Source organism: Geodermatophilus sp. URMC 61 (genome assembly GCF_052931555.1).
Window position 1 is genome coordinate 1,797,065 of the sequence record NZ_JBRFHZ010000002.1, and the last position, 18,511, is coordinate 1,815,575.

Annotated in this window: 20 protein-coding genes; 6 read left to right on the forward strand and 14 right to left on the reverse strand. The window is 74.7% G+C overall.

The features are described from left to right. Positions 1-3: 3 nt before the first annotated feature. The 8 genes from pqqE to ACU610_RS08320 form a co-directional block, all read right to left on the reverse strand. Positions 4-1,101: a pyrroloquinoline quinone biosynthesis protein PqqE gene (gene pqqE / locus ACU610_RS08285; protein WP_446767226.1), complete on the reverse strand. Its 1,098-nt coding sequence runs from the start codon at positions 1,099-1,101 to the stop codon at positions 4-6. 22 nt (positions 1,102-1,123) lie between these two features. After that, positions 1,124-1,417: a pyrroloquinoline quinone biosynthesis peptide chaperone PqqD gene (gene pqqD / locus ACU610_RS08290; RefSeq protein WP_446767227.1), complete on the reverse strand. Its 294-nt coding sequence runs from the start codon at positions 1,415-1,417 to the stop codon at positions 1,124-1,126. Further along, a complete protein-coding gene (gene pqqC / locus ACU610_RS08295; protein WP_446767228.1) occupies positions 1,404-2,123 on the reverse strand; it encodes a pyrroloquinoline-quinone synthase PqqC in 720 nt (239 codons plus the stop codon). Before pqqC ends, pqqD begins: the two co-directional genes overlap by 14 nt. A 97-nt stretch (positions 2,124-2,220) precedes the next feature. Further along, a complete protein-coding gene (gene pqqB / locus ACU610_RS08300) occupies positions 2,221-3,126 on the reverse strand; it encodes a pyrroloquinoline quinone biosynthesis protein PqqB (RefSeq protein WP_446767229.1) in 906 nt (301 codons plus the stop codon). Between the two features lie 90 nt (positions 3,127-3,216). Next, entirely contained in the window at positions 3,217-3,339 is a 123-nt protein-coding gene (gene pqqA / locus ACU610_RS08305) for a pyrroloquinoline quinone precursor peptide PqqA (protein ID WP_446767230.1), read from the reverse strand. A 5-nt stretch (positions 3,340-3,344) separates the two neighbouring features. Next, positions 3,345-5,075 (reverse strand): PQQ-dependent dehydrogenase, methanol/ethanol family, encoded by a 1,731-nt coding sequence (locus tag ACU610_RS08310; protein WP_446767231.1) that lies wholly within the window; start codon positions 5,073-5,075, stop codon positions 3,345-3,347. Positions 5,076-5,089: 14 nt separating this feature from the next. Beyond that, a complete protein-coding gene (locus tag ACU610_RS08315) occupies positions 5,090-5,554 on the reverse strand; it encodes an MSMEG_3727 family PQQ-associated protein (RefSeq protein ID WP_446767232.1) in 465 nt (154 codons plus the stop codon). A 74-nt stretch (positions 5,555-5,628) separates the two neighbouring features. After that, the gene (locus ACU610_RS08320; protein WP_446767233.1) at positions 5,629-6,876 is read right to left on the reverse strand and encodes a glutathione-independent formaldehyde dehydrogenase; all 1,248 of its coding nucleotides are present in this window, start codon (positions 6,874-6,876) and stop codon (positions 5,629-5,631) included. Between the two features lie 131 nt (positions 6,877-7,007). Between ACU610_RS08320 and ACU610_RS08325 the strand changes: the two genes are divergently transcribed. Then, positions 7,008-8,444: a LytTR family transcriptional regulator DNA-binding domain-containing protein gene (locus tag ACU610_RS08325; RefSeq protein ID WP_446767234.1), complete on the forward strand. Its 1,437-nt coding sequence runs from the start codon at positions 7,008-7,010 to the stop codon at positions 8,442-8,444. A gap of 17 nt (positions 8,445-8,461) precedes the next feature. After that, complete coding sequence (locus ACU610_RS08330) at positions 8,462-9,745, forward strand: dipeptidase (RefSeq protein WP_446767235.1); 1,284 nt, start codon at positions 8,462-8,464, stop codon at positions 9,743-9,745. Here ACU610_RS08330 and ACU610_RS08335 read toward each other — a convergent pair. The 5 genes from ACU610_RS08335 to ACU610_RS08355 form a co-directional block, all read right to left on the reverse strand. Beyond that, on the reverse strand, positions 9,672-10,853 hold the full coding sequence (locus ACU610_RS08335) for a cation:proton antiporter (RefSeq protein ID WP_446767236.1): 1,182 nt from the start codon (positions 10,851-10,853) through the stop codon (positions 9,672-9,674). The two genes, ACU610_RS08330 and ACU610_RS08335, sit on opposite strands and share 74 nt — an antisense overlap. A 7-nt stretch (positions 10,854-10,860) precedes the next feature. Then, a complete protein-coding gene (locus ACU610_RS08340) occupies positions 10,861-11,346 on the reverse strand; it encodes a cation:proton antiporter regulatory subunit (RefSeq protein ID WP_446767237.1) in 486 nt (161 codons plus the stop codon). A gap of 75 nt (positions 11,347-11,421) precedes the next feature. Then, complete coding sequence (locus tag ACU610_RS08345; RefSeq protein ID WP_446767238.1) at positions 11,422-12,330, reverse strand: universal stress protein; 909 nt, start codon at positions 12,328-12,330, stop codon at positions 11,422-11,424. A 105-nt stretch (positions 12,331-12,435) separates the two neighbouring features. Beyond that, on the reverse strand, positions 12,436-13,434 hold the full coding sequence (locus ACU610_RS08350; protein ID WP_446767239.1) for a zinc-dependent alcohol dehydrogenase family protein: 999 nt from the start codon (positions 13,432-13,434) through the stop codon (positions 12,436-12,438). A 22-nt stretch (positions 13,435-13,456) separates the two neighbouring features. Then, positions 13,457-13,732: a universal stress protein gene (locus tag ACU610_RS08355; RefSeq protein ID WP_446767240.1), complete on the reverse strand. Its 276-nt coding sequence runs from the start codon at positions 13,730-13,732 to the stop codon at positions 13,457-13,459. A gap of 225 nt (positions 13,733-13,957) precedes the next feature. Here ACU610_RS08355 and ACU610_RS08360 point away from each other — a divergent pair, with 225 nt between their 5' ends. From ACU610_RS08360 to ACU610_RS08370, 3 genes are all read left to right on the forward strand, one after another. Next, positions 13,958-14,641: a CBS domain-containing protein gene (locus ACU610_RS08360; RefSeq protein WP_446767241.1), complete on the forward strand. Its 684-nt coding sequence runs from the start codon at positions 13,958-13,960 to the stop codon at positions 14,639-14,641. Between the two features lie 138 nt (positions 14,642-14,779). Continuing rightward, on the forward strand, positions 14,780-15,202 hold the full coding sequence (locus tag ACU610_RS08365; protein ID WP_446767242.1) for a pyridoxamine 5'-phosphate oxidase family protein: 423 nt from the start codon (positions 14,780-14,782) through the stop codon (positions 15,200-15,202). 124 nt (positions 15,203-15,326) lie between these two features. After that, positions 15,327-17,048: a GAF domain-containing protein gene (locus tag ACU610_RS08370; RefSeq protein WP_446767243.1), complete on the forward strand. Its 1,722-nt coding sequence runs from the start codon at positions 15,327-15,329 to the stop codon at positions 17,046-17,048. Positions 17,049-17,060: 12 nt separating this feature from the next. On the opposite strand, the gene ACU610_RS08375 is transcribed toward ACU610_RS08370, so the two are convergent. Then, positions 17,061-17,732, reverse strand: a complete 672-nt coding sequence (locus ACU610_RS08375) for a response regulator transcription factor (RefSeq protein ID WP_446767244.1) — start codon at positions 17,730-17,732, stop codon at positions 17,061-17,063. A gap of 306 nt (positions 17,733-18,038) precedes the next feature. Between ACU610_RS08375 and ACU610_RS08380 the strand changes: the two genes are divergently transcribed. Then, the gene (locus ACU610_RS08380) at positions 18,039-18,506 is read left to right on the forward strand and encodes a pyridoxamine 5'-phosphate oxidase family protein (protein WP_446767245.1); all 468 of its coding nucleotides are present in this window, start codon (positions 18,039-18,041) and stop codon (positions 18,504-18,506) included. Positions 18,507-18,511: the final 5 nt, after the last annotated feature.

Here is an 18,511-nt window from a genome sequence, read left to right on the forward strand (position 1 = left end):
GTGTCACCGGCTGCGCCCGGCAGCAGGCTGCCGCCGGGGGATCAGCACCGCCTCGCGTGGCCGCGCCTCCTCCTCGGCGGCGGCCACCGCCGCGGCCACGAGCCCGTGGTCGGGCGAGAGGTGGCAGACCGGGTCGGTGCGGGCGGCGTCGCCGGTGAGCTGGAAGGCCTGGCAGCGGCACCCGCCGAAGTCGAGCTCGCGGCGGTCGCAGCTGCGGCAGGGCTCGGGCATCCAGTCCGTTCCGCGGAAGCGCTGGAACAGCGGGGAGGACTCCCAGATCCACCCCAGAGGGTGCTCCCGGACGCTGGCACGGGGCAGCGGGAGGGTGTGCGCGGTCGGGCACGGGAGGACGTCGCCGTTGGGCACGACCGTGAGCTGGCGCCGGCCCCAGCCGCCCATGCAGGGCTTGGGGTACCGACTGTGGTAGTCGGGCAGGACGTAGATGACCTCCATCCGTCCCTGCAGGCGCTCGTGCGCCGCCCGCACCACCTCCCGGGCGCGCTCCAGCTGGGCCCGGCTCGGCAGCAGCCCCTCGCGGTTGCGCAGGGCCCACCCGTAGTACTGCGTGTGGGCGAGCTCGATCCGGTCGGCCCCGAGCTCCTCGGCCAGGTCGAGGATGCCGGCGACCCGGTCGACGTTGTGCCGGTGCAGGACGACGTTCAGCGTGAGCGGCCAGCCCAGCTCCTTCACCAGCCGGGCGGCGACCAGCTTGCGCTCGAACGACCGCGCCCCGGCGATGCGGTCGGACAGGGCGGCATCGTCGGCCTGGAGGCTGATCTGCACGTGGTCGAGACCCGCGGCCAGCAGCTCCTCCGCGCGGCGGGGCGTCAGCCCGAGCGCGCTGGTGATCAGGTTGGTGTACAGGCCCAGCTCACCGGCGGTCTGCACGATCTCGGCGAGGTCGCGGCGCAGGAGCGGCTCGCCGCCGGAGAGGTGCAGCTGCAGCACGCCGAGGTCCCGGGCCTCGGTCAGCACCCGTTGCCACTCCGCCGTGGTCAGCTCGTCGGCGTAGGCGGCGAGCTCGAGGGGGTTGGAGCAGTAGGAGCAGTGCAGCGGGCAGCCGTAGGTGAGCTCGGCCAGCAGGCCGAACGGCCGGTCCACGGCCGGGCCATCCACGGCCGGGCTATCCACGGCTGGCCTCCACGTCCCCGAACTCCAGGCACCGTCGGGCGGCGAGGCGGTCGACGAACAGGCGCACCTCGTCGTCGTCCACGTGGGCGTACCGGCCGCGCAGCTCGGCCGCGATCTCGCGCACCGTCCGCCGCCCGTCGCACAGCTCCAGGACGGCGGCCCCCGTACCGTTGAGGACGGTGACCGCCTCCGGCGTCAGCAGCACGTGCCGCCCGCGTGCCGGGTCGAACCTCAGCCGGACGTGGCGGGCCAGCCGGGGGCGGTCGGCACCACTAGCGGTCTGCACAGGCGCGGTCGATCGCATCGAGCATGCTCCAGAGGACGTCGCACTTGAAGGACAGGGCCGCCAGGGCGGCCGCCTGCTGGTCCGGCGTCCGGCAGTGCTCCGTCACCACCTCGAGGGCGTGGGCGGAGTCGCGGGGTGCCTGCGTCAGGCGGGCCCGGAAGTAGGCGAGCCCCTGCGGGTCGATCCAGGCGTAGTGGCGCTCGAAGGCGGCGAGGCGCTCGGCCATCAGGTCCGGGGCGAACAGCTCGGTCAGCGAGGAGGCCACCGCCTCGACCCACGGCCGGGTGCGGGCGAAGGTGACGTAGGCGTCGACGGCGAACCGCACGCCCGGGACGACGTGCCGCTCGTCCTCCATCTCCGCCCGGGCCAGGCCCACCGCCTCACCGAGGCGCAGCCACGCCTCGATGCCCCCCTCGCCGTCGACCGTGCCGTCGTGGTCCACGATGCGCCGCAGCCAGCGGCGGCGGACCTCGCGGTCCGGGCAGTTCGAGAGGACGGCGGCGTCCTTGCGCGGGATGTTGACCTGGTAGTAGAAGCGGTTGGCCACCCAGCAGCGGATCTGCTCGGGGCCCAGCTCCCCCTCGTTCATCCTGCGGTGGAAGGGGTGCTGGTCGTGGTAGCGCCGGGACTGCCTGCGCAGGGCTGCCACGAAGTCGTCGGTCGCCGTCCCCGGCCTGTCCGTCGCTGTCTCCGTCAGGGTTCCCATCGGCCTCGCCGCCTCCGTCGTTCGGCTCCGGACTCGCTGCGCTCCTCGCACTGCCACAGGGGTCGCCTCCACGCTCGCCTGCGCTCGCCCGTCGTCCTCACAGCAGGACCTCCAGGCCGTCCACGGCGACCTCCATGCCGTGCTCCTCGACGGTGCGCCGCTCCGGCGAGTCCTCGAGGAGGATCGGGTTGGTGTTGTTGACGTGGACGTAGATCCGGCGCTCGACGGGCAGCGCGGCGAGCCGCTCGAGGCTGCCCCCCGGACCGCTGATCGGCAGGTGCCCCATCTCGCGGGCCGTCCGGCCGGCCAGGCCGAGCCGGACCAGCTCGTCGTCGGACCAGCAGGTGCCGTCGACGAGCAGGCACGCGCAGTCCTCGAGCTCGGCACACACCGCCGGGGTCAGCTCCTGCAGCACCGGTAGGTGGACCAGCGCGCGGCCGCTGCGCTCGTCGGTGAGGCGGTAGCCGACGACCCGCCCCTCCCGGGAGGCGGAGCCGAAGCGCGCGCGCTTGGTCGTGGGGACGTCGAAGGCCCGGTAGGACAGCCCCTCGGCGAGCGGCACCTCCGCGCCCGGCACCACCGGCCGCCACTCGACCGGGCAGTAGGTCTCCAGCGTCCGCAGCAGCGACGTCCCGCCGTGCAACGTGTCGCGGGTGGCCTCGGTCGCGTGCAGGACGAGGCCTCCCCCCTCCCGGAGCAGCAGCAGCCCGAGCGTGTGGTCCAGCTCCGCGTCGGTGAGCAGCACGGCCTGCAGCGGGACCGTCCGGCTCCCGTCGGGGCCGCGGGAGGGGTGCAGGGCGGGGAAGGACTCGATCTGGGCTCGGACGTCGGGTGAGGCGTTGAGCAGGAACCACCGCCGGGAGTCCGCGCTCACCGCGATCGACGACTCGGTGCGCGGCCGGGCCGGCCGCGACCCGTCGCGCACCGCCTGGCACGGAGGGCAGGCGCAGTTCCACTGCGGGAAACCGCCGCCCGCCGCCGAGCCCAGCACCCGCACCCACATGTCGATCGGTGCCCCTCCCGGCCGTGCGGAGACGGAGAGGCGCCGGACGCCATCGCCCGACGCCTCTCCGCCCGGTCCGGACGTGTCCGTCTAGTCCCAGTCCTCCTGGACGCCCATGTACGCGGTCGCCTCAGCGGACACCCGGATCTCCTCGAAGGAGGGGGTCTCCCACTCGTCCACGCAGAGCGGGGAGACGTGCAGCTCCTGGTCCATCACGGTCACCTCCCCCCAGCCGAGTCGATGTCCTCGGGCAGCGAGAAGACGAACATCGCCTGGCCGTGCGGGCCGCCCATCATCCCGGGCAGGAAGCCCTCGACCCAGGCGCCCCAGCCGACCGGGACGGCGACGTACTGCTTGCCCTCGACGCTGTAGGTGATCGGGCTGCTGTGGTGACCGCTGCCGCAGTTGAACTGCCACAGGAACTCACCGCTGCGGGCGTCGAGGGCCACGAACTGCCCGGCCGGCGTGCCGGCGAAGACCACGTCGCCCGCAGTGGCCAGGACCGACGCGCACATCGGCAGGTCGTTGCGCCAGCGCCACACCTCCTCGCCGGAGGCGTTGAACGCCGACACCGATCCCGCCATGTCCTTCGCGTCCACGGTGACGGCGGCGCCCCAGTAGGGGATGCCCTCCTTGAACTCCCTGCGCCGGCGGGCGACCGTCGCGCCGGTGTCCTGCACCGGGACGTAGAACAGCTCCGTCCGCGGGCTGTACGCCGCGTGGGTCCACTCCTTCGCCCCGGCCGGCCCGGGGTAGAAGTGCACCTCCTCGCCCTCCTTGTCGGGGTAGATCCGGGGCGTCACCTGGCCGTCGGGGGTGATCTCGCCCCAGGTGATCCGGTCGACGAAGGGGAAGATCCGCACCCGCTCGCCGTTGGTGCGGTCCAGGACGAAGCAGTACCCGTTCTTGTCGAAGTGGGCCAGGAGCTTGCGCCCGTCCTGCTCGAAGAGGATGCACTCCATGTTGCTGTCGTAGTCCCACAGGTCGTGCGGGGTGCACTGGTAGTGCCAGCGGATCTCCCCGGTGTCGGCGTCCACCGCGATGACGCTGTCGGTGTAGAGGTTGTCGCCCGGACGCACCTCCCCGTCGAAGTCGGGCGCCGGGTTGCCGGTCCCCCAGTACAGGAGGTTGGTCTCCGGGTCGAAGGTGCCGGTGATCCAGCCGTTGGCACCGCCCCGCGCCCAGGCCTCCCCCTCCTGCGGCCAGGTCTCCGAGCCCGGCTCCCCGGGCTTGGGGATCGTGTAGCACCGCCAGACCCGTTCCCCGGTCTCCATGTCGTAGGCGTCGAGGTGGCCGCGCACCCCGAACTCGCCGCCGGAGCTGCCGACGACGATCCGGTCCTTCACGACCAGCGGGGCGACCGTGAGGCTCTCGCCGGCGCGCACGTCGCCGCTGGTGACGTCCCACAGACACTCGCCGGTGGTCGCGTCGAGCGCCAGCACGTGGGCGTTGAGGGTGCAGACGAAGACCTTGCCGTGGGCCACGGCGACCCCGCGGTTGACGTTGCCGCAGCACAGCGACACGTCGAACGGGATCGCGTGCTTGTACTGCCACAGCAGCTGCCCGGTCTTGGCGTCGAGCGCCCACACCCAGCCGTCCCACCCGGAGACGTACATGACGCCCTCGACGACGATCGGGCAGTTCTCGAAGGCGTAGGTCGACTGGCCGGCGTGCAGCCCGTGGGGCGAGAAGCTGAACACCCAGGCCGGGGTCAGGCGGACGACGTTCTGCGTGGTGATCTGGTCGAGCGGGCTGTACCGCTGGCCGTCGTAGGCGCCGTAGTAGGTGAGCCAGTTCTGCGGCTCGGAGCGGGCGTCGAGGATGCGTTCGTACGTGACGTCCTGGGCCACCGGCGGCGCGGCCCCGGGCGCGGTGGTCAGGGACCCGAAGTCCACCGCCGGCGGGGCCTCTCCGTACTCGATCTCGGTCCTGTCCTTGATGTCGGTCATTGACCCAGTCCTGTCTACGGTCGGGGCTGCTTCGGGCGGTCGAGGCGGGCGGACTCCGGGACGTCGCCCCTGACGACGATCGCCCCGATGAGGCCGCGGCCCTCGTCGTTGCCGATGTTGGAGCTGAACCAGTAGTAACCAGGGCCGTCGAGGGTGACGGACATGGTCCCGCGCGAGTAGTTCGGCAACCACATCCACTTGCTGTCACCGTTGCTCGGCACGAGCGCGCAGTGCGTGTTCTGGTCGTCGTTGACGAACTCGATGTCCAGGTGCCCCCCGTGGGGCAGGACGAGGACCGAGGGGTCCCAGATCAGCTGGTCGGGCACGATCCGGATCCGGGCGCGCATCCGGCCGCCGTCGCCCTCCTCGGCGTGTCCGATGTTCCCGGTGGCCAGCAGCCGACCGATCGTCGCCTGGTTCTGCCCGTCCAACCCGAGCTCGTGCAGCGCCCCGGATCGATCCGATGCGGTGGTCGTCATCGACCTTCCCTCCTGGTGCGGTTGGTTGGTCCTGTCGAAGCGGACTGAAGGGGTGCCTGCCGTGCGGACGACGGTCACGGCCAGGCCCCCGGACGACGGCCCACCGTCCCCCGCTCGGTCGGCACCTGGGTGGCCACGGCACCTCCTCCCCCTCCGGCTGCTGCGGTCGCGCGACGATCAGGCGGCTCGGGTCGGAGCACGACCTTGGTGTAGCCGTCGACGCGCCGGTGGACCTTCTGGTACGCGTCCGGCGCCTCGTCGAGCGGCAACTCGTGGGACACCACGAAGCTGGGCCTGGCCCGGCCCTCGGTGATCAGATCGCGCAGCTGCCGGTCGTAGCGCCTGGCGTCCGCCCGCCCGGTGCCCAGGCGCAGCCCCTTGTCGACCAGCGTGCCGATCGTGACGCCCAGCGTGCCGGGTCCCGTGACCGGGACGACCCCGTCCGGCCCGCCGCGCACGCACCGGCCGGGGACGCCGAGCCCGCCGGCGGGCCGCACCGTGCGGACGAGCTGGTCCAGCACCGCCTCCGGCTCCGCGTTCCCGCCGGCCTCGGCGGGGACCGGGAACCCCACGGCGTCCACCCCCGTGTCGGCGCCCTCACCGCCGGTCAGGTCCTCGATCTGCTGCGCCGGGTCACCGGCGGAGGGGTCCACGGCGACGGCCCCGATGGCCCGGGCCATGGCGAGCCGCTCGGGTGCGCAGTCGACGACGAAGACGCGTGACGCGCCGCAGAGCAGCGCCGAGTACGCGGCCATCAGGCCCACCGGCCCGGCGCCGTAGACCGCGACGGTGCCCCCCGGGGAGACGCCGGCGAGGCGGCAGCCGTGGTACCCGGTGGTGAACACCTCGGAGAGCAGGACGTAGTCGGACTCGTGGTCGGTGCCCGCGGGCAGGGGCAGGCAGTTGACGTCGGCGTACGGGACGCGCAGGTACTCCGCCTGGCCGCCGGCACACGGAGCCGCGGCGACGCCGCCGTACGCGCCACGCCGGCGGCCGGTCGAGGCGACCGTGAGACAGGAGCCGCTGGAGCCGTCCCGGCAGTTCCTGCAGAAGCCGCAGGCCACCGGGAACGGCATCACGACGCGGTCACCCTGCTCCAGGGCGGTGACGCCGGACCCGACCTCCTCGACGATGCCGAGGGTCTCGTGGCCGATCACGGTGCCCGGCTCGGCGCCCGTCCGCCCCTCGTACACGTACAGGTCGGCTCCGCAGATGCAGGTCGACGAGATCCGCACGATCACGTCGTTCGGCTGCTCGATCCGGGGGTCGGGGACCTCCTCCACCGCCACCTCGAAGGGCCTGCGGTAGACGACCGCCCGCATGCACCCGCCCCCTTCTCGCCGCGCCCTGCCTGCGCACGCGGAACACCGCCTGCCGTGGCCGACCTGCTTGCTGCCGAGCGACTGCTCACCGATGCTGGGACGCTCTTCCCCCCGAGCCCAAGGGGTGCGGGATGAACGGCTCGAAAGGTCAGACGAGCGGTGCGCCGTCCGCGATGAGCGGGGCGGCGCTCTCCGACGACAGCCTCCGGCGGATCGCCGCCGCCCGGGAGCGGTTCGCCGCCGGAGCGGACACCGTCCACGGGGTCCGGCCCGAGATCCTCATGTCGTGGTACCGGTGCCGCGAGCAGTACGAGGTCGACCCGCACCTGCAGCGGGCGCCCGCCGCGGCCGCGGGGAGCGCCCACTCCATCGAGCACGACGTGGTGTTCGCCGAGCTCGGCGGCCTGGCCGCCTGTGCCGCCGGCGAGGTCGACGGCCTGGACGGCCTCGTGACCGTCGCCGACTCCGACGGGCGCATCCTGGCGTCCTGGGGCAGTCGGCGGCTGCTCCGCCTCGCCGCGGACACCAACCTCGCCGCCTGGTCGACCTGGTCGGAGTGGGCGAGCGGCACCAACGGGACCGGCACCGCACTGGAGAGCCAGCGTCCCGTCCCGGTGCGGGGTCCCGAGCACTGGTGCCAGGGGTTCCACCCCTGGATGTGCGCCGGCGTCGCGGTGCGCGACGTCGTCACCCACGATCCGCTCGGCGCCCTCACGATCTCCTGCTGGCAGACGCCGTTGTCCGACGCGGTGCTGCCGTGGCTCCACGGGGTCGCCGCGTCCGTCGGGGCCAAGCTGCGGCAGCGGGCGCACCACACCGGCACCCTGCTGGCGGCCGCTCTCGCCGACGCCCGGGTGCCGCCCGCGACGCCGCTCGCCGCCGTCGACACGGCGGGCAAGGTCGTGCTCGCCAACGAGGAGGCCGCCGTCCTCCTCGGCACGCCCGCGGACACCCCTGCCTACGCTCCGGCGCACCGATGGACCCCGCAGGTCCGCGCACTGCCGCAGCTGGCCCGGCGGGCGACCGAACGCGCTCGGCAGGACCCGGGCTGGAACGGGTCGACGCTGGTCTACGTGCCCTTCCTCGACACCCCCCTCTCGGTCACGGTCCGCCCCGTGGTCGACGGTTCCCAGGTGCTCGGCGCGCTGCTCGCGTTCGGGCCTCCCGACCGGCCCGGCTCCGGGGACCTCCCGGCCGAGCCCGAACCCCGCTCGTCCGACCCCCGCCCGTACCGGGACCGGGTCATCGCCCTGCGGGACGATCGATGGGTCCTCCTCGACCCCCGCGAGATCCGGTTCGCCGAGGTCGACCACAACAACGTCTGGCTCACCAGCGACCAGGGACGGCTCCTGGCCGCTGCCCGGGGGCTCGATCGCCTGGAGCAGGAACTCGGAGGCAAGGGGTTCCTGCGCGTCCACCGCCGGTTCCTGGTCAACCTCGGCCGGGTGAGGGAGATCGAGCAGGGGTTCAAGGGGGCGCTCTTCCTCGCCACGGACACCCGCCCCCGGGAGACGGTCCCGGTGGCCCGCCGCCACATCCCGTACGTCCGCCAGGCGCTCGGCCTGTAGGCCGGAGGAGGACCGGGGTGACCGATCGTCTCGCCACCGCACGCGACCTGCTGCGCCACCATCCGCTGGTGGACGGCCACAACGACCTCGCCTGGGAGATCCGCGGGCGGTTCGACTCGGATCTCGGACGGGTCGATCTCGCCGCCCCGGTGACGGGGACGCACACCGACCTGCCGAGGCTGCGGCGGGGCGGGGTCGGCGCCCAGTTCTGGTCGGTCTACGTGCCGGGCAGCCTGCAGGGTGACGCGGCGGTGGCCACGACCCTGGAACAGGTCGACCTCGTGCACCGCATGATCCAGCGCCACCCCGACGACCTGGAACTGGCGCTGAGCGCCGACGACGTCGAGGCCGCGTTCTCCCGCGGGCGGATCGCCTCGCTGCTGGGCGCCGAGGGCGGACACTCCATCGCCGGTTCGCTGGGCGTGCTCCGGATGCTCCACCGGCTCGGCGTCCGGTACCTGACCCTCACGCACAACGTGAACGTCCCCTGGGCCGACTCGGCGACCGACGCCCCCGCCGTCGGCGGGCTCAGCGCCTTCGGCCGGGAGGTGGTCCGGGAGATGAACCGGCTCGGCATGCTGGTCGACCTGTCCCACGGAGCGGACAGCACCGCACGGGACGCGCTGCGGGTCACGGAGGCGCCGGTCGTCTTCTCCCACTCGGGGGCCCGAGCGGTGTGCGACCACCCGCGCAACGTCCCCGACGACGTCCTCCGGGAGCTGGCCGCCAACGGCGGGGTGTGCATGGTGACGTTCGCGTCGGACTTCGTGTCGCCGCGGTGCCGCGCGTGGACCCTGGGGCTCCGGGCCGAGATGGAGCGCCGTGGGCTCGACCCGAGGGACGCCGGCATGCGGGCCGCGGTGGCGGGCGAGTACGTCGTCGACCACCCCCGCCCGCGAGCCGCACTGGCCCAGGTCGCCGACCACGTCGAGCACGTGCGGCGGGTGGCCGGCATCGACTCCGTCGGCCTCGGCGGGGACTTCGACGGCGTGCAGGACCTGCCTGACGGGCTGGAGGACGTCGCCTGCTACCCCGCGCTGATCGCCGAGCTCCTCGACCGGGGGTGGAGCCAGGACGAGTGCGTCCGGCTGGTCGGTGGGAACGTCCTGCGGGTGCTGCGCGCGGCCGAGGCCGTGGCGCGGTCCTCGTCCGCCCGGTGGGGTCCCTCCACGGCGCGGATCGAGGACCCCGGCCACGCCGGTGGTGCGCCGCCGTCGGACGCCCGGGTCACACAGCCGTCCGCCCGGTTGCCGACGGCCGCGGGCCGGCACGCTGAGGACGCGACTCGACGAGGCGGGTGAGCACCGGACCGGCCACGGCCAGGACCAGGACGTAGCCGGTGGCCAGCGGCCCGAGCTCGGTCACCCCCGCGGTCACCGCCAGGCCGGCGATGACGACGGAGAACTCGCCGCGGGCCACCAGGGCCGTCCCGGCGCGCAGCCGGCCGGGCACGGCCACCCCGTCGCGCCGGGCGGCGAACCAGCCGGTGGCGACCTTGGTCCCGGCCGTCACGAGCGCCAGCAGCAGGACGGCGGGCAGCACGGGCAGCACCGCGCCCGGGTCCGTGGACAGCCCGAAGGCGACGAAGAAGATCGCTGCGAACAGGTCGCGCAGCGGCCCCAGCACCGCCCGCGCCCGGTCGGCGACCGCGGTGGGCAACGCCAGCCCGACCAGGAACGCCCCCACCGCGGCCGACGCCCCTGCCGCCTGGGCCAGCCCGGCCACCAGCAGGGTGAGCCCCATCAGGCGCAGCAGCACCTGCTCGTCGTCGTCCGAGGCCAGGAGCCGGCGCAGCCGGTGGCCCTGCCGCTGGGCGGCCAGCAGCGTCAGGCCGACGGCGCCCCCCGCCAGCGCGATGCCCGCCACGGCCGTCATCGGCCCACCGCCAGCGAGCGCGACCGCCAGCAGGGGGAGGAACAGCGCCATCGCCAGGTCCTCGAGCACCAGCACGGACAGCACCGCCGGTGTCTCCCGGTTGGCCAGCCTCCCGAGGTCGCCGAGCAGCCGGGCGACGATGCCCGACGAGGTGATCCAGGTGACCCCGGCCAGCGCGAGAGCACCCTGCCACGGCAGGCCGAACAGCAACCCCGCCACGAAGCCCGGTGGGGCGTTGAGCAGCAGGTCCACCAGCCCCGAGGGGCCGTGGTGCCGCAGCGAGGCGAACAACTCGTCGGCGGTGAACTCCAGGCCGAGGGCGAGCAGCAGCAGGACCACGCCGACCTCCGCGGCCGCCTCGATGAACGGCTCGGCGGTCGTCAGCGGGGCGATGCCGCCCTCCCCCAGCGCGAGCGCGGCCAGCAGGACGAACGGCACGGACGACAGGCCCAGCCGGCGGGCCAGCAGACCGATCAGGGACAGACCGCAGAACAGCAGACCCAGTTCCAGCAGCAGCTGGGCGACGTGGTCCATCGGGTTCCTACGCGGGCTCGTCCAGCAGCCGTTCCAGGTCCGCCAGCCCGCGCGCCGACCCGATGGCGACGACGACGTCCCCCGGGTGGAGCAGGTCGCCCGGCCCCGGGGACGGGACGACGTCGGCGTCCCGCACGATCGCCACGACGGAGGAGCCGGTCAGCGTGCGTGCCCGCGTGTCGCCGAGCGGCCGGCCGGCGAAGCGGGAGCCCGCCCGGATCGGGAAGTGCCCGGCCTCCAGCCCCGGGACCTCCCGGGACAGGTCCGCGAAGCGCTGCGTCAGCCGGGGCGCCCCGAGCACCTCCGCGACGGCGTCCACCTCGTCCGGCTCCAGCCGCAGCACGCCGCGCGCCCGGTCCGGGTCGCGGCGGTCGTACACGGCGACCTCGGCCGCGCCCTCGCGGCCGAGGACGATGGCGAGGACCTCGCCGGAGCGCGTGCGCAGCCGATAGCGGACACCGACGCCCGGCAGCATCGTCTCCTCGAGGTCCACGGGCGCATGGTGGCAGACCCCGGGCCCGCCCGGCCGGTCCCCGGCGGTACGGGGCGACGGCGGACGCGGCGGCGGTCAGCCCGCCGCTCCCCGAGGCCGGACCACCACGACCGGGCAGGGTGCCGCCGTGACGGCGTGCAGCCCGACCGACCCGAGCAGCAGCCCCGCCCACCCCGAGCGCCCGCGCGACCCCACGACCAGCAGGTCGGCCCCCTCGGCGACGTCGAGCAGGACGTCCCAGTCGATCCCCTGGCGGACCTCCGCGCGGACCCGGTCGCCGGGGAGCGCGTCCAGCCCGGCGGCACGCAGGCTCGCGCGCAGGGTCGCCTCCGCCTGCTCTGCCAGCGTGGTGTCCGGCACCACCCACAGCGGGCCGCCGTAACCGGACACGGTGTCGGCGAAGGTGTGGACGACGTGCAGCTGCGCGTCGCGCAGCTCCGCCTCGTCGTGGGCGAGGCGCGCCGCGGCGACCGAGTGCTCCGAGCCGTCGACGCCGACGACGACCCGCCGGAGCTCCGCGATCCGCTCCCCCGGGACGTCGCCGCGGACGACGACGACCGGGCAGGCCGCGTGCTGGGCGCACTGCTGGCTCACCGAGCCCAGCAGCAGGCCACGCAGACCGCCCGTGCCGCGGGCGCCCACGACGAGCAGCCCGTCGTGGGCGGCGACGTCCATCAGCGACCTGGCCGGGTGGCCGTAGCGGACCTCCGGGACGACCGGTACCGCCATAGCACCCGTGGCCCGTGCCGCCTCGGCGACGTCGCTCCGCACCCGCGCCTCGAGGGCCTCCTCGAACTCCGCGACAGCCGCAGGCGCGTCGCCGTCACCCGGTGGCGACCCTCCGGTCCAGACGGTGACCACGCGCAGCCCGACCCGGCGCAGGAACGCCTCACGGAGTCCCCAGGCCAGCGCCCGGCGGGACCCGTCGGACCCGTCGACCCCGACGACGACCTCGCGGACGTCGTCCCCCAGCTGCTCGGTCATGGCCCGAACGTACGGTCGCCCAGCCCGTGACCGAAGGCCCTCGAGCCGGCCCGCGGTCCCGGGGACGGCGACCTCCGTGCGGCCGGCCGGCACCGGGCACGGGGTTCAGGCGTGCAGGACCGCCGCACCGCCGAACCGTCCGGAGGCCAGGTCCGACAGCGCCCGCGGGGCGTCGTCCATGGGATAGGCGACGGTGGTGGCGCGGACGCCCAGCCGGCCGGCCAGCCGGAGGAACTCCTCGCCGTCGCGGCGGGTGTTGGCCGTGACGCTGCGCAGCCGGCGCTCGCCGAACAGCTCGGCGGCGTAGTCCAGCGCGGGGATGCGGGAGAGCCAGATGCCGGCGACGGCCAGCGTGCCGCCGCGGTCCAGGGCCCGCAGCGCCACCGGGACCAGCTCGCCGGCCGGGGCGAACAGGATCGCGCCGTCCAGCGGCTCGGGCGGGAGGTCGGTCGCCGTCCCCACCGAGTCCACGCCGAGCTGCTCGGCCAGCCGCCGGTTGTGCTCGCCGCGGGTGAGCACGTGCACCCGCAGCCCCTGCGCGAGCGCGACCTGGACGGTGAGGTGCGCGCTGCCGCCGAAGCCGTAGACGCCGAGCCGGCCACCGGGTGGCACGTCGGCGCACCGGAGGGCCCGGTAGCCGATGATCCCGGCGCACAGGAGCGGCGCGGCCTGCTCGTCGTCCAGCCCGTCCGGCAGCGGGTACGCGAAGGCCTCGTCGACGACGCAGGCGTCGGCGTAGCCGCCGTCGACGTCCCAGCCGATGAACACCGGCGCGGTGCAGAGGTTCTCCTCACCGCGCCGGCAGAACCGGCAGCTGCCGTCGGTCCTCCCCAGCCAGGGCACCCCGACCCGCTGCCCCACGGCGAACCGGGAAGCGCCCGGGCCGAGGGCCGAGACGCGCCCGACGACCTCGTGCCCCGGTGTCACCGCGGCCCGCCGGGGCGGCAGGTCGCCCTCGGCCAGGTGCAGGTCGGTGCGGCACACGCCGCAGCAGGACACGTCGACCCGCACCTGCCCCGGCCCGGGCACCGGCTCCTCCCGGTCGATCCGCCGGAGGGGCCCGGTGTCGACCGGGCCGGGCGCCCCGACCACCCAGGCGCGCACCGCCGTTCTCCCGGCTGCCGGGTCAGGCGCGCGCGGGGACGCCGGACGCCGGCCCGGGGACGACCACGCCGGACCGCTCCGGACCGACCACCAGCACCGGGCGGGAGGCGCGCACCACGCAGGGCCGGGCCACCGAGCCGAGCAGTGCACCGCGGACCGCACCCCGCCCGCGGCCGCCGAGCCCCAGCAGGTCGGCGGCGGCCACCAGTCGCGTCCGCACCGAGCCCGCGCCGCCGTCCACCCCCACGACCACCGTGCCCCCCGCCGTCGAGGGAGCGACGTCCGCAGGGATGTCCATGGGTCCTCCTCGGTCGTGCCCCGCGCGGTCGCCGGGTCGTCGTCCGCGACTCTGGACCGGGCAGCGGGCACCGTCCCGGGCCCTGCGTCCCGCCCGGCAGGGACGCAGGTCCCTCGGCCGGCGAGGAGGGACGGAGGTCCCGTCCGAGGTGCGCCCGCCGACCCTGGGGGGCGGCCGACCCGACTCCTAGCGTCCGGCACAGTAACCCGCCGTGGAGGAGGAGCCGTGCAGGCCAGGGACGTCATGACCCGCCAGGTCGTCACCGTGGGGCCGGAGACCTCCGCCAAGTACGCGGCGGAGGTGATGGCCGAGCACGGCTTCGCGGCCCTGCCCGTGGTGGACGACGAGGACCGGCTCGTCGGCATCGTCGCCGAGGCCGACGTCCTCCGGGACCGGATGCCGCCGGACCCCCGCCTGCACCTGCGCCGGGACGGGGACACGCCGGCAGCGCCGCCGTCCCTGCTAGTACACGGCGTGATGACGAGGGACGTCCGGTCGGTCGAGGCCACGGCGGACGTCGCGGACATCGCGCGGGTCTTCGTCGACGAGCGGCTGCGCAGCGTCCCCGTGGTCGACGGTGGCCGGCTGGTGGGCATCGTGAGCCGACGCGACCTGCTGCGCGCCCTGGTCCGCCCGGACGAGGAGATCCGGCACGAGCTCCTCCGTCTGGTGGAGGGCTACACCGGTGCACTCGACGCGTGGGAGGTCACGGTGAGCGACGGCGTGGCCAGCATCCGGCGCACCCGGGGTCTCCCCGAGCCGACGGCCGAGGTCGAGCAGCGGGCGCTCTCCGCGCTCGCCCGGACGTTCGGCGGGATCGTCGGCGTCCGGGTCCTCCCCGCTGCGGACCTGCAGCCCCCGGGCGGGGCCCCGTCGGTTGCCGACCAACGCCTGACGAGCCGACCATGACGCCAACGCCGCGGTCCGGTCCCGTGGTCGGCGCGGACCCGACGTCGGTCGCCGCCGCGCCGTGCACCTCGGTCGCCGACCGTGCCGTGACCGCGGCCGCCGGGACCCCCCGCTGAACGTCGGAACGGCTGGACCACCATGCCCCCCACCGACCAGGACCGGATGGTCGTGCCGCTCGACGACGCCGAGTGCCGGGCTCTGCTGCTCGGCGGGCGGATCGGCCGACTCGCCTTCACCCAGCACGCCCTCCCGGCGATCCAGCCGGTCTCCTACCGCGTGCACGAGGCCGAGGTCGTCATCCCGGCTCTGGCGGACAGCCCGTTCCTGCCCAGGACCGGGGACGCGGTGGTCGCCTTCGGCGTCGACTCCTACGACGACTCGACCTGGACCGGGTGGAGCGTCACCGTGGTCGGCCCCTCCCGCTCGATCGACGACCCGGCGGTGGTGGCCCTCCTCGACACCCTCCCCTGGTCCCTCCCGATGACGTCGCGCGGCCGTCGTTACGTCGCGGTGCGGATCGGGTTGCTGAGCGGCTGGCGGACCGGACCCCGTCCCCCCTGATCCGATCGCCCCGGTGTCGCGCACTCCGGCACGCCGGTGACCCGGGTGGCACCGTTCCCGGACGAACCCCGTTCCACCGTGCGGGGCCGCGTGCCACGCTCGCTCGGCAGGGGGTGACCCGACCATGCCGACCCCGCAGCGCCCGGCTCGTCCGACCGACCCGTCCGCGACCTCGCCACTGGCCGGCATGCGGCTCACCGAACTGCTCGAGGAGGTCCAGGACCGGCTGGCGGCGGTCGCCCGGAACCAGGCCCGCGTCCAACACCTGCTCGACGCCTTCCTCACCGTCTCGACCGGGCTGGACCTCGAGGCGACCCTGCGACGCATCGTCGAGGCGGCCACCGATCTCGTCGACGCGCGCTACGGGGCGCTCGGTGTGCTGGCGCCCGAGGGCGGACTGGCGTCCTTCATCCACGTGGGGATCGACGACGACCTGGCCGCGCGGATGGGGTCGCTGCCCCAGGGCAAGGGCGTGCTCGGCCAGTTGATCACCGAGCCCCACCCGCTGCGGATCGCCGACCTCAGCCGGCACCCCGCCTCCGTGGGCTTCCCTCCGCACCACCCCGCGATGCACACCTTCCTCGGCGTCCCGGTGCTGGTCCGCGGCGAGGCGTTCGGCAACCTCTACCTGACGGAGAAGCGGGGCGGTGAGTTCACGGCCGAGGACGAGGCGGTCCTCACCGCGCTCGCCGGTGCTGCGGGCATCGCCATCGACAACGCCCGGCTGTACGAGGAAGCGGAGGAGCGGCGGCGGTGGACGACCGCGATCGCCGAGCTGCGGGCCGGCCTGCTCGACGCCCCGTCGCCCGACGAGGCGCTGCGGTTGGTGGCCACGCGGGTCTGCGAGCTCACCCGAGCCGGGGGCGTGTGGATCGTGGTCGGCCCCTCCGCCCTCGACGGGTCCTTCGACGTCCGCGTCCAGGTCGGCGAGGGGCTCGACGACCTGACCGGCCGGCGGCTGACGGCCCAGGACAGCCCGGTCCTGGCAGCCGTGGCCGCAGCCGACGGCGCCGTCACCGTCGACCTGCGGGGTGCTGACCACCGGGGGCCCAACGCCCACGTGGGCTGGGGTTCCTGCATCGCCGTGCCCCTCCACGGCGACCACAGCGACGAGGCCGTCGTCATCGCCGCACGACGCGCCGGCGCTGCTGCGTTCGACGAGACCGCGGCTCCCCTCATCGCCGCCTTGGTCGACCAGTCGGCCGCCGCGCTCGACCTCGCGGCCCGTCAGCGGCTGGCGCGCCGGCTCGACGTGTACGAGGACCGCGACCGGATCGCCCGCGACCTGCACGACCACGTCGTCCAGCGGGTGTTCGCGGCGGGCCTGACGCTGCAGTCGGTGCTCCCCCGCGTCTCGGACCCCGACGCCCGGCGCCGGATCGACGAGGTCATCGGTCAGCTCGACGACACCGTCCGGGACATCCGGACGACGATCTTCGACCTGCACAGCAAGGCGGACGGCGACCGGTCGGCGAGTCTGCGACGGCGGGTGCTCGACATCGTCACCGAGACGGCCGGACCCGACCTGCGTCCGACCGTGCGCATCTCGGGCGCGGTGGACAGCCTGGTCACCGGCGACCTCGCCGCCGACGTCGAGGCGGTCACCCGGGAGGCGGTGAGCAACGCCGCCCGCCACTCCGGCGCCGGCCATGTCACGGTCACCCTCGACGTCACCGACGAGGTCGTGCTCGAGGTGACCGACGACGGGCGTGGCATCGCCCCCCACGCCGCACGCAGCGGTCTGCGCAACCTCGAGGAGCGCGCCGTCCGGCGGCGCGGCGGGGCGAGTGCGGAGCCGCTGCCCCAGGGCGGCACCCGGGTGCGCTGGTGGGCGCCACTGAGGTGACGCGGAGCGGGGTCAGCCCTGGCGGGCGCCCGACGAGGAACCGCGCAGCTCGGTGGCCAGCACCGCCGCCTGGGTGCGGCGCTCCAGGCCCAGCTTGGCCAGCAGGTGCGAGACGTAGTTCTTCACCGTCTTCTCGGCGAGGAACATGCGCTCACCGATCTGCCGGTTGGTCAGCCCCTCGCCGATCAGCTCGAGCACGGTGCGCTCCTGCTCGCTGAGCCTGGCCAGCGGACCGGCCGGCTCCGCGGCCCGGCGCAGCCGCTCCATCACCGCGGTCGCGGCCATGGGGTCCAGCAGCGAGCCGCCGGCCGCCACGGTGCGCACGCCGCTGACCAGGTCCTGGCCCAGGATCTGCTTGAGCAGGTAGCCCGAGGCGCCGGCCATGATCGCCTCGAAGAGCGCCTCGTCGTCGCTGTAGCTCGTCAGCATGACCACCGTGAGCTGCGGCATCCTGGAGCGCAGCTCACGGCAGACCGTGACGCCGTCCCCGTCGGGCAGCCGGACGTCGAGGATCGCGACGTCCGGCTTGAGGGCGGGCACCCGGGCCAGGGCCTCCGACGCGGTCCTCGCCTCGCCGACCACCGTGATGCCCGGGTCGCTCCCGAGGATGTCGGACAGGCCGCGACGGACCACCTCGTGGTCGTCGAGCAGGAAGACCGTGATCACGCCGGTTCCCTCGGCCACTCCCCATCCACTCCCTCGCACCGTCGCAGCCGGGCCTCCCGCCAGCACGCTGGCGCGAGACCGTCGCGACAGGCTAGGCGCAGCACCGGGTCCGGGCGGCAGGGACCGAGGTCCCTGTGTGTCGGGGACCGGGCTCGCCCGTGTCGACCCGCGTCTGGTCGGTGCGCCGACGACGCCGGTCAGCCGGGGAGCGCGGTCGCCCCGGCCCGGTTGTGCCCGACGTGGCCACGGCGGCATCGTGGGCACGTGGTCGAGGCGCCCGGGCCCGCGCGAGGTCCGCGACCGGAGGGAGGAGGCGGGGCGACGATGACCGACTCGGGAACCCGGGGGACGGATGCGGCCCGGACGGAGCTCCCCGTCGAGGAGTGCTACCGGCTCCTGCGGACGCAGCAGGTCGGCCGGCTGGGGGTGAACGCCGAGCACTACCCGCTCATCTTCCCGGTCAACTACGGCATGGACGGCGACGCGATCGTCATCCGCACCTCCCCGGGGACGAAGCTGAGCGCCGCCTCGCACGCCAACGTGACCTTCGAGGTGGACGAGATCGACCAGGTCCACCGCAGCGGGTGGAGCGTGCTGGTCCGTGGCCTCGCCGAGGAGGTCACCGAGGCCCACGGCCCCGAGCTGATCCGACGGACCCACGACGTCGGCGTGCAGCCCTGGGCGCCCGGTGAGCACGGCCACTGGCTGCGGCTCATCCCCCACCAGGTCACGGGCCGGCGGATCGTCCCGGGGGAACTGCCACCGGCGGTCGACCCGCGCGCCTATCTCTGAGCCCG

Coding starts and splice junctions, on each gene's coding strand:
- pqqC (WP_446767228.1), bottom strand. CDS start 2,123: ATGGGAACCCTGACGGAGACAGCGACGGACAGGCCGGGGACGGCGACC.
- pqqB (WP_446767229.1), bottom strand. CDS start 3,126: ATGTGGGTGCGGGTGCTGGGCTCGGCGGCGGGCGGCGGTTTCCCGCAG.
- pqqA (WP_446767230.1), bottom strand. CDS start 3,339: ATGGACCAGGAGCTGCACGTCTCCCCGCTCTGCGTGGACGAGTGGGAG.
- ACU610_RS08310 (WP_446767231.1), bottom strand. CDS start 5,075: ATGACCGACATCAAGGACAGGACCGAGATCGAGTACGGAGAGGCCCCG.
- ACU610_RS08315 (WP_446767232.1), bottom strand. CDS start 5,554: ATGACGACCACCGCATCGGATCGATCCGGGGCGCTGCACGAGCTCGGG.
- ACU610_RS08320 (WP_446767233.1), bottom strand. CDS start 6,876: ATGCGGGCGGTCGTCTACCGCAGGCCCTTCGAGGTGGCGGTGGAGGAG.
- ACU610_RS08325 (WP_446767234.1), top strand. CDS start 7,008: ATGAACGGCTCGAAAGGTCAGACGAGCGGTGCGCCGTCCGCGATGAGC.
- ACU610_RS08335 (WP_446767236.1), bottom strand. CDS start 10,853: ATGGACCACGTCGCCCAGCTGCTGCTGGAACTGGGTCTGCTGTTCTGC.
- ACU610_RS08345 (WP_446767238.1), bottom strand. CDS start 12,330: ATGACCGAGCAGCTGGGGGACGACGTCCGCGAGGTCGTCGTCGGGGTC.
- ACU610_RS08355 (WP_446767240.1), bottom strand. CDS start 13,732: ATGGACATCCCTGCGGACGTCGCTCCCTCGACGGCGGGGGGCACGGTG.
- ACU610_RS08365 (WP_446767242.1), top strand. CDS start 14,780: ATGCCCCCCACCGACCAGGACCGGATGGTCGTGCCGCTCGACGACGCC.
- ACU610_RS08370 (WP_446767243.1), top strand. CDS start 15,327: ATGCCGACCCCGCAGCGCCCGGCTCGTCCGACCGACCCGTCCGCGACC.
- ACU610_RS08380 (WP_446767245.1), top strand. CDS start 18,039: ATGACCGACTCGGGAACCCGGGGGACGGATGCGGCCCGGACGGAGCTC.